The organism is Bacillus sp. HNG (assembly GCF_003400205.1).
GTDB lineage: Bacteria > Bacillota > Bacilli > Bacillales > Bacillaceae_L > Ferdinandcohnia.
Genome location: NZ_QUQV01000046.1, coordinates 1 through 1,756, shown reverse-complemented (window position 1 = coordinate 1,756; position 1,756 = coordinate 1). Strand labels below are relative to the sequence as shown.

The following is a 1,756-nucleotide window of genomic DNA, read 5'->3' as shown; positions in this document are numbered from 1 at the left end:
CTAAGACCATTAAATAAAAATTAACCTATAACATATAAAGCCAAATTCCTTAACGTACAGGTATTTGGCTATTTCTATATCGAATTTTGCTTAGCGTACAAAATTTCCGAAATGTTGGCTGTACCCCTAATACAATCAATTGTATTGTTCCAAAAATAGGAGGAAACATTCTTTAAGGTTTTTTATAATCGGTAAAATTCATAAATGGGAGGAATTCATTAATTTGTGTAGCTGGGGATGATGGCTGCTGCGGTCCTTTTTTCATGTACAAAAAAATGTTCAACCAGATATATCGTAAGTCCGAAATATAAATACAGAATTGAACTTACCAACATTATAAAAATTTCCAGGAACAGTTTAACATTTACCAAATAAACTGTTCCTAATTTTAAGTTTATTTATTATCAAAAGGTCGGAGCAGGAAATTCATCAATTTTGATACGAAGTAAACTATAAGGTTTCTGTCGTAAGTCTTTTCCATAATGAAATCTAGGCTGTCGATGTAATTGGTTCACAATGACATACAAATATTGATCCGGACCAATTGAAAAAGTATCCGGCCACAACATTCTCGGGTCATGTATGATCGTTTCCATTGTGCCATTTGGCAATATCTTGCGGATACAGTTGTGTTCATAATCTCCAGCATAAACAGTTCCCTTTGCATCAGTGATCATTCCATCAGATGCACCTTTTTCTCCCCAATACTCCACATGATAAGGTAATTCCATGTCCGGTATGCTTCTGTCTCTCAGGGCTTCTGTTGTGATCGAGAACAGATGACGACTGGTTAGTGGACAAAAAAATAATACCCTTCCATCAGGCGAAATCGCAATACCGTCAGAAGCCAGTCTAAATGGAGAAGTACTGCCATCTTTATTTCGATTCATTAATACTTTTCCTTCTACTTTCGGTATAAAATAGGGATCGGGTGAAGTTGAATTTGCCCCATTTAACCGTCTGAAGGCGTTTCCATCTGCTAAATCTACGACGATTATAGCTCCTGGTCCTGTTGAAGAAGAATCCGTTATATAAGCATACCCTGCTTTTCCAACACGAAAATCAAAACGGACATCATTCAAATAAGTTGTAGGCAGGACAACATCTTCTGTAAAGGTATATACTTTTCTTATTGTATTCGTTTCTAGATCAACAGCGACTAATTTTGCCCCCCCTTTAATAGGTTCAGAAAAATTGGGTGCAGCTGTATCTAATACCCAAAGTGTTCCCCTTCCATCAGCAACTACACTTTGGACACTGATAAAAGTCCTTGTAAAATTCTCGGGGTTAACCAAATTGGTTTGTAAATTAGGATAAGGCTGCAATTTATCCTCAACAATTTCCGCCACCGTAAATTTAACATCGTCTCCCCATTTCGGGAAGCAAATGAAAATACGACCGGTTTCTGAAACAGTAACACCTGTAGGCATAGCCCCATAAAATGGATAAACCAGTTCAAAATTACCGAAATATTTTTCACTAGGTAACATAGGTATCATCATATCCTCCTTAAGCATCAAACGGGATATCACCTATATATGATTTATATTTTTTCTAGTGCATGTTTCTTAATAAGTTTTTTTCTATAAAACATTAACCTCTATCGATTCAACAACTAAAGTCGGTCGGAATAAGAAAAACCGGGCATAGCCCGGTCCTTTTCATGGTTAGAGAATATCCGATAATTTGTACTCTATGCCATGTACCCCTTTATAATACTCAGGATACATTTCACCCCCACATTTTTCACATGCAA

General features: G+C 36.5%; 1 protein-coding gene. It reads right to left on the bottom strand.

The window, feature by feature from the left end; genetic code table 11:
- Nucleotides 1-404: 404 nt before the first annotated feature.
- Entirely contained in the window at nucleotides 405-1,499 is a 1,095-nt protein-coding gene (locus DZB84_RS24550; RefSeq protein ID WP_061794307.1) for an L-dopachrome tautomerase-related protein, read from the bottom strand.
- Between the last annotated feature and the right edge of the window lie 257 nt (nucleotides 1,500-1,756).

Coding starts and splice junctions, on each gene's coding strand:
- DZB84_RS24550 (WP_061794307.1), bottom strand. CDS start 1,499: ATGATACCTATGTTACCTAGTGAAAAATATTTCGGTAATTTTGAACTG.